Origin of the sequence: Paenibacillus sp. 2TAB19 (assembly GCF_052115185.1) — a bacterium.
In the GTDB taxonomy this organism is placed as follows: Bacteria; Bacillota; Bacilli; order Paenibacillales; family Paenibacillaceae; genus Pristimantibacillus.
The window spans coordinates 1-8,233 of sequence record NZ_JBFRGE010000140.1 but is presented as its reverse complement, the minus strand read 5'-3'; the positions used below and the strand labels follow the sequence as shown (position 1 = coordinate 8,233).

The following is an 8,233-nucleotide window of genomic DNA, read 5'->3' as shown; positions in this document are numbered from 1 at the left end:
AAGCACAGCTATAGCGCCCGTCTCGTCGTTAATGAACAGCCGAAGCAGGTCATTCTCGGCGATCCCCTTCATTCCCGCGATACGCGTATCCGTGAACGAAGCGTTAAGCGCCTTGCCTTGCTCGAATGCAGCCTCCAGCTGCTGCTCATCGTTCGTTTGATTGGCGTTGCCCGCGCCGGAACAACCGGCGACCAGCAGCCCTGCAGCAAGAACCGCAGACAAGACGGCATTTCTGGCCATACGCATCTTTCGTTCCTCCTTCCTCAGTTCCTCAAGGTGATTTCTTGATAAATAATAGTGACGAAAGACACTATTTGTTGAAGCAAGCTAAAGAACAATAGACACAGGAACGCCATGAAGCCGATCGCCACAAGCGACAGCGCAATCGTTAGGATTGTTTTGCTAGGCGTAAATTGGTGCACGGTCATGTTTCCAACAAACAACAGGTACATCGACCATAAAACGGCAAAGCTGTTGCAGAAATAATAGAACGTCGTCTCCTGCAAGGAAATTACGTTGCTCAGCCATATCCACGGGAAGTTGATAATGACCATCGGCACGAGCGCAAAGCAGGTCGACGTGAAAATATCTACAAACTTCCCTTCTCCATCCATTAGTGTGGTAAGCGACCAATTGGCCACGCACCAGAACAAGACAGGAACGATCACGTACGTAATTTCCATCAGGCTGTTCATTTGGTCCGGATTATAAATATGGACCAGAAAACCGCTGTACTGGCTGCCTAAGACATTGGTCAGGATGAGCAACAGCAGAATACCGAACGACATGATAAGATTCAGCTTCTTGCTCTGTTCGTATTTCAGCTCCCAATAACCGTTAAAGGGGTGCGTGATCACATACAACGGAAATTTAATAAGCTCTTTATTCAACCGAAACGCCCCTCTTTCTATCCAACATTTTCCGGTATGCCCTTGTGAGCAGGACGATGGCGATCAAACCGAAGATCACGGTCATAATGATGCCGAAATGTTCCCTCAGCACTTCCTTTCGGTGAAGGAGGAACGCCTTCGAATAATTGCGCTGGTCCAAACTCTGTTTGAAATAACGCATTGCATCGTCATAATCGCCTTGCCTTAGAATCGACTTCCCGATACCGGAATAAGCGAAATCCAGATTCGCGTTCATATTAATCGTTTGTTCGTAGAGCTCGAACGACTTCTCTTCCTCGCCGCGGTAGTAACTTCTGACCGCTTCGTTCAAAGTCCGCCCGTATTCGGTTGTTTGGAATACGGTTATTTCACCGAACGCCTTGTCCAGTACGAGGAAATCATCCCCGACACGTTCTATCGCTACCGGCGTATTGAATTCGCCGATCCGGTTGCCCATGCCGCCGAACACGTACATGAAGTGTCCATCGCCGTTGTACGTAAAGATTCGGCCTTTCTTCGAGTCAAGAACAGAATAGATCTCGCTGTCTGTAACATCGACATCAATTAACCGTGAACGCCCGTCCGCGGGCCTATAATTAATGTCGCCTATCGGATTGAAATAGCCCGTTCTCCGCAATATATCGCTGCCTTGCGCGTTCAGCTTCCGAATCGAGTCGCCCATATCGCCGCTCGTCGCGTAGATGAAGCCTTCATCGTTAATATCCATGTTCGTAAATTCGGTTGGCGTGAACATGACCATTTGGCTGCGCTGCGCTTTCGTCGACAGCCGCTTCCAGAACAGCTCCACCGGATCGACCCATACGCGGTTCGCTCCGATGAACGATGTAAACGTTCCTTCCGCGCTAAATTCCATTAGTCCGTCGAACACGCCCGTCGCCATCACATAGATGCGCTGTGCTTTGTCCATGATGACCCTAACAGGCTGGAAGTCGAAATTCTCCTTCAGCAGCTCGGACGAGGGCTTCTCGACAATGTTCACCAAGCGGCCCTCTTCGTCGAGATGTACGACRCGCTTGTTCCCTGTATCGGCGATCAGCAGATGCTTCTCATCCGAGACGAAGATCCCCTGCGGGTTCAGGAACGTTTCGGTCTGGCCTTCGCGCTCGAAGGAGTCGATCACCGTCGCCTCGCTGTAGTCCTCATCCAACACAACGATACGATTGTTGCCGGAATCGAGAACGTATATTTCGTTGTCCGGCGTTACATGAAGATCGCTCGGATCTTTGAATACCCCGACACCCAGCTTATCGCCTGTCAACAATTCCGTCGCTTCATAAGCGGAAGGAGATACAACCGTATCGCCCCAAACGGAATAGTTATAGGAGGCCCCTCCATCCGCCGCATGCGCAAGAGAACCACCCGCGCTTATGCCGAATACGCAGCACATTGCCGCAAGAAGATAAGCTCTTAGTTTTGTCTTGCTCTTCAACATCGTGCAAGTCTCCCTTCTAATCTTTCATCCCGGAGGTGGCCATCGTCTGAATGACGCTGCTCTGAGAGATGATGAAGAGCGATATCGGAACGACCATCAGGATAAGAGCGACGGCAGCGCCGACGCCTGCACGAGCGATACCTCCCAAAGTGATCTGACCGAGCGCGTAATGGAGCGTCTTCAAATTTTCGCTGTAAATGAAGTTGCCCCCATCGGTTCCCCATAACGCAGGAAACTGCAGGATCATAAGCGTCAGCCAAGCCGGCTTTACGTTCGGCATGACGATGCTCCAATATATCCGGTATTCGCTCGCTCCATCGATTTTGGCCGCTTCCAGCAGAGCCGTCGGAAGCTGCTCGATGAATTGCTTCATCAGGAACAGCCCGAGCGGAAACGCGAGCGATGGAACGATAATCGAAGCATGGGAATTGATCCAGCCCAGCCAAGACATCACCATGTAGTTCGGAATGGCCGTTACATGTCCCGAGAACATTAGCGACAGGACGACGATCGAGAACAGCCCTTTAGAACCAAGAAAGTTGTATTTCGCCAATGGGTATGCTGCTGCCGAAGCAAGCAATATATGTCCTGCTGTGCCGATTAGCGTAATAAGCAGCGTATTGGCGATATAACGTGACAAAGGTACCCAGGAATTGCCCATCAAGGCGACCAAATCGTAAAAGTTATCCAATGTCGGATTGTTCACGAAGAAGCGCGGCGGGAAAATGAACAATTCGTCCAGCGGTTTGAAGGCGTTATTCACCGCATAAAGCAGCGGAAGCGCCATGAACGCACCGAACACGGCGAGAAACGCGAATAAGATAAAGCTGACGGCAAACGAACGGTTAAGCCTCTTCGGCGTTCGGAATGCGGCCATCAATTTAACGACCAACGTTACTCACCTACCTTTCTGAGCAATTTTTGCGTCAACTTATTCGTTCCGATCATGATGCAGAATAGTACGGTCGCAATGGCGGACGCATAACCCATTTCGAAACGAATGGTGCCGTAGTCCATCAAGTGCGTAACGATCGTATGCGCTGCATAGTTAACGCTCGGAAAGCCTGCCAGCGCTACGGTAATATCGGCGACCGCGAGCGATCCCGTAATTTGCATGACGGCGCCGAACATGAGCTGCGGTCTCATCGAAGGAAGCGTAATGAACCATAGCTCCTGCCAGCGGTTCTTGATTCCGTCTACGACGCCCGCCTCGATCAGCGTCCGGTCGATCGTCTGCAAACCTGCGATAAAGGSGAGGAAGCTAGTGCCCAGGCTGAGCCACAGCTGTACGATCATAACAATCATAAGAATGTATTGTTCATTGGTCAGCCATTGAATCGGTTCCAGTATAAATCCGAACTTAATCAGGAATCCGTTCAAATAGCCGTAGCGGTCGCCCGAAAATACGATCAGCCAAATGAAAAATACGTTGCCGGAAATAGCCGGCGCGTAGAAGATCAAAGTCATGACCGACCGCACCTTAGGCGACAGCTCGTTGATAATCCATGCAAAGAAGAAGCACGCGATATAGCTGACCGGTCCGGTAATAATCGCGAAGAGGAAGGTGTTCTTCACTGCGATCATAAAGATATCGTCGTTCAGAAACAGCCTGGAATAGTTCTGCCATCCGACGAAACGCGGAAATTCGAGCATGTTGAAATAAAAGAAACTGAGAATTAAAGAAAACACGACCGGAATGACCGTAAACGTGAAGAAAATCAACATGTACGGACTCATCAAAAAATAATAATGTTTGTTTTTCTTCAATTCCGTCCATACATTGGCCAATCTCGATTTCTTCTTCGGATGGATAAGGTTAGGCACGGCTTGACTGGTTGTTTCGGCTTGCAATGGATTCCACCCCCAAACTAATACGGTAAATTGAATTCTTTGCGCTTGATTTCGATTTCGTCGTTAATATACAGGACGTAATCGTTTAAGGCTTCTCGAGGGTTCTCGCTCGCATTGACTACTCTACGGAAGGCGTTGTCCAGATGGCGTCCTGTAAAGTAGCCGCCCGGCACTTGCGGAATGCCTCTTACCCATTCCCACTGACTTGCCAAATTGTTGTAGTCCTTGACCGGCCATGGCAATTCCTCAAGCGCTTCGGCATTAGCCGTCGGATAACGCGCGGCTTCGCCCATCAGGCCTTCCATCTCACGTCCGTACGCAATTTGGGTTTCCTTGCTGGTCCACCATTTCATGAACTCCCACGAAGCTTCTTTGTTATCGGCGTTTTCCATCAGCATGACGCCCGTCGTATGGCTGGCTACCTGATGATTGACGGTGCCGTCTGCCTGCTCCGTACCAGGAACGAGCGTGAAATCCCATAGCCCTTTAATTTCCGGAGCCAATACCGTCAGCATATTATAGGTCGTATAATCCGCGATGCCGATCGGCATTTCTCCCGTACGGAAGCGGTTCGGGAAGTCAGCAATGACAGGAAATTTGTAGTTGGTATAAAATTGCGTCCACTTTTTAAACATTTCCATGGAGATGTCTGTATCGAGCGCAGTCTTTTTGTCTTCATCCTGGTAGAACTCGCCGCCATTTTGATAAAGCAGCGCGGAGAATGTCGCATTCGGCACGAGACTCGCATTTGACGCCTCGATCGGAAGCCAAAATTCCATATTATGCTTTTGGAGGACCGAGATCATGTTGTAAATATCCTGCCAAGTCTGCGGTGGGGCAAGATCCAGCTCTTCGAGAATATCCTTGCGGTAGAAGAGCATCGGGAACGATTGCTGCTCCGGCAAGGCATACACGCCGCTGTCATACTTATACGGCGTAAGTCCGCTGTCTTGGAAACGTGCTGCGACTTCCTCGAAATCGTCGAATTGCGTCAAGTCTGCCGCCGCTCCCCTCATGGCGTAGTTCACGGGAACGTCTTCTCCAATCTGCATCGCAACATCCGGACCTTCGTCAGCAAGCGTTGCCGGCAGCAATATGTTGCCTGGAACGAGCCTTAAGTCTACCGCGACTTTCGAATCCGGCGTGAAGGAGTCGTCGATCAAGCTCTTAAGCACCTGCGCCTGATCCCTGCCTGTCGTTACCCAGACTGTGATCCTGCTGTCTTGCTCTTCGCTCGTATTTCCGATGCTGTCATAATCCTCGGTATAAGAAGCAATGTAAGCGCCAAGCTCATGCTTGACCTCCTCGAACATCGTTGCTTCCGCTCTTGGAAGCTTCTTGCCCGGCGAGGATATGATCAAATAATCTAGTGCAACCGGCTGCTCACGCACCGTAAGAATCCATGTGCCAAGTCCGCCAACATTCGTTTTGAACGCGCCTAAGCGATTACCGACTGTCTCCGGATTCTCGATCATTTCCTTCAATTGCCCGACCATCGTATGAAGAACAGCCACCTTGTCGCTGCGTTCGCCGGTCGATTGCTCCAAATAATCGGCTACGCTTTGGATGATGCCGGCTTGCTCCTCGAACGTCGTTACCATATCCGGAATCCGCTTCTCCAGCTGGTAATCGCGGAACGGATCGGGAGTATTCGACGTAATCATCAATATTTTGCGATACATCTCATTCAACTGCAGCACGCTCGATTCGATCGTACGAATAAGCGGCGCGATATCGCCGAGCGACACCATCATGCGAATACGATGCGTTCCCYTCGTCAAATGGAACAAATACGGCTCATCGCCGCCAAGCACGTTCATCTTCCATTCCATGTCGAAGTTAAACCGCAGGCGCTTCATTTCCTGAAACGGCATCTGTCCATCGATCGTCAAGCTTCGAGTGGCATACACGCCCCGCAGCTGATCCTGCTTCTGCTTCAACGCAATTTGGTATAAGCCGTCCTCAGGCGCCTCGAACTCCCATTCGATCCACTGCCCGGGGAGCTTCCAATTTGTCCCGCCGATCGTATTGATTCGCAGCTTAGACACGTTGTACGGAACGACAGTCGGGCTCGACCGGTCCGACAGAGGATACAACGTAGGCGATGACTTGGCGACCGCGTCCTCGGCTTGAATTTCGATGTATTGGTCGACGGCGGGCTTGATGCCCTCGGTCTCATACTTCTTCTTTAAGTCCTCGTAAGTCATCAAAGCTTGGTTCTGGTAAAGTTCAATATAATCAATCGCCATCGGTTCCCTTAAGGCCGTCAAGGAAATCGATTGCTGCCCGCTCTCAAAGTAAAAGGAGTAAGGCTCATCATAATATCCATTGCGATCATTGAAGCTTCCGAGCTGCCATGCCGGCTTCTCTACTTGCCGTGGCCTGATTTCGTTGCCGCGATCGTCTCGTCCGATTTCGTCCTGTCGATTACCCCAAACCCGATCGAATAATAGAATCTCCGCGCCTTTAAAAGGGACTTTATCGTTTATGGCAAACTGTCTTTCGATCGCAGAGCTCTTACCCTCGATCGGCAAATAATGGATTCTCACATTGTACATACCCGCTTGCTTTACTTGCACATTCCACTGAATGGTGCCTGACTCCGGTGTGACAACCGCCTTGCCATCCAATCCTTCCAATTGATCCGTTGTTTCAAACCCGTCACCGGTCGATTCCGAGAAGCTCTCACCTTCAATGCGGATGATCTCTTCCGGCCTTTCAGCAGCCGAGTAGCTATCCAAGTACATATCGTAGCTGTCTTCTCCTGCCGATCCCGTAACGGCGCTGAAATCCGCCATTGCCATGGCGCGTCCGCTATCGGATGAATCCGAAGGGTAGAACGCCCATATAGACGTTGCCAGTACGGCGAGAACGAGTATAATCGCGACGTAGTTCTTCTTTCTGAAGTTCAACTTTTCTCCCTCCTGCAGCAAGAAGTTAAATTCAATAACAGTCCCCTTAGAATGACTTCTAATGGGGACTGTCGGTCACTCGTTACAATAGATTACGAACCGTACACCGCATCAATCGCCGATTGGAACACCGGTTTGTATTTCTCAACAACAGTGGACACCGATACTCCGCTGTTGATCTCTCCGATGAAGTCCCAATACTTCAAGGCATCGCCGTAGGTGCCATGATCGAATACTTGCAAGCCTGCAAGCGCGCTCCGCGCATTGTTAATGTCGTCTTCGTTGCTGAAAGACGATTCTAGGCTTGCTTGGCCCGGATAATCGTATTCGGAATCGATATCGTTGATTTTCTCCCAGATGTAGAGGAGCTGCTCCGGATTCTCGACCGACTTCGGAATTGTAAGCGCTTGGAATGCGCCTTCACCGGAATGATATTCGGTCGCGCTTGGGCCTTTCGGGAACGGCAAGAAGCCAATGTCCGCATCTGGCATATCCGTTTTGAAGCCGTTCAATTCGTACATAGCGCCTGCATACATAAGTGTGTTGCCTTGACGGAAGAATTGTCCCGGCTCTGTCCAGTCCCCGCCCTCTGTCGGTCTGTACACTTGCTCCGTTGCCATTTTCGACAAGAAATTCAATGCTTCTTGCGTAGCTGGATCCTCCAAGTTTTGTTTGTCGCCCTTGGTCAGGTAAGCTCCGTTGGAGTATAGCGCGTGCTCTGCGACTTGGGAGTTTGCAAGTCCCCAAGTATCCAGCTTGCCGTCGTTATTCGTGTCTTTGTTAGCTTCTTTCGCAACTTGAATGAACGTATCCCAGTTCCAATTGTCTTCGTTCACATAATCTTGAAGCGCTTTGATGCCAAGCTGGCTCATAAGCGTCCGATTGTAGAAAATACCTTGGATAAGGCCKCCTTGGTCTTCTGTGAATGCATACCCTTTGCCTTCATAAGTGAAAAATTCGCTAGTTGTTTTCTGATGGAATACTTTCGCGTTTTTCGTATATTCGTCAACCGGCCATAGCAAATCTTGCTTCACCAGCGTCGGAACCGTATAGTTTCTGCCAAGACGGACGATGTCGCCAAGAAACTATACGGTTCCGACGCTGGTGAAGCAAGATTTGCTATGGCC

General features: G+C 50.2%; 6 protein-coding genes and 1 pseudogene. All 7 read right to left on the bottom strand.

Annotated elements, in window-relative coordinates; genetic code table 11:
* Positions 1 to 246, bottom strand: a 246-nt coding sequence (locus AB4Z33_RS29880) for a hypothetical protein (RefSeq protein ID WP_442053393.1), incomplete at its 3' end; no start/stop codon positions are given.
* A 17-nt stretch (positions 247 to 263) separates the two neighbouring features.
* Positions 264 to 890, bottom strand: coding sequence for a Yip1 family protein (locus tag AB4Z33_RS29875; protein ID WP_442053392.1), 627 nt, complete (start codon positions 888 to 890; stop codon positions 264 to 266).
* Entirely contained in the window at positions 883 to 2,343 is a 1,461-nt protein-coding gene (locus tag AB4Z33_RS29870; protein ID WP_442053391.1) for a hypothetical protein, read from the bottom strand. Before AB4Z33_RS29870 ends, AB4Z33_RS29875 begins: the two co-directional genes overlap by 8 nt.
* 16 nt (positions 2,344 to 2,359) lie before the next feature.
* Entirely contained in the window at positions 2,360 to 3,220 is an 861-nt protein-coding gene (locus AB4Z33_RS29865) for a carbohydrate ABC transporter permease (protein WP_442053394.1), read from the bottom strand.
* 17 nt (positions 3,221 to 3,237) lie between these two features.
* Positions 3,238 to 4,194, bottom strand: a complete 957-nt coding sequence (locus AB4Z33_RS29860; protein ID WP_442053390.1) for a carbohydrate ABC transporter permease — start codon at positions 4,192 to 4,194, stop codon at positions 3,238 to 3,240.
* A gap of 17 nt (positions 4,195 to 4,211) precedes the next feature.
* Positions 4,212 to 7,106, bottom strand: a complete 2,895-nt coding sequence (locus AB4Z33_RS29855; protein ID WP_442053389.1) for an extracellular solute-binding protein — start codon at positions 7,104 to 7,106, stop codon at positions 4,212 to 4,214.
* A gap of 92 nt (positions 7,107 to 7,198) precedes the next feature.
* Positions 7,199 to 8,188, bottom strand: a pseudogene (locus AB4Z33_RS29850) (ABC transporter substrate-binding protein); the annotation flags it as partial.
* Between the last annotated feature and the right edge of the window lie 45 nt (positions 8,189 to 8,233).

Bases quoted from the DNA above. Each gene is read 5' to 3' on its own strand.
- AB4Z33_RS29865 (WP_442053394.1), bottom strand. From the start codon at position 3,220: ATGGCCGCATTCCGAACGCCGAAGAGGCTTAACCGTTCGTTTGCCGTC.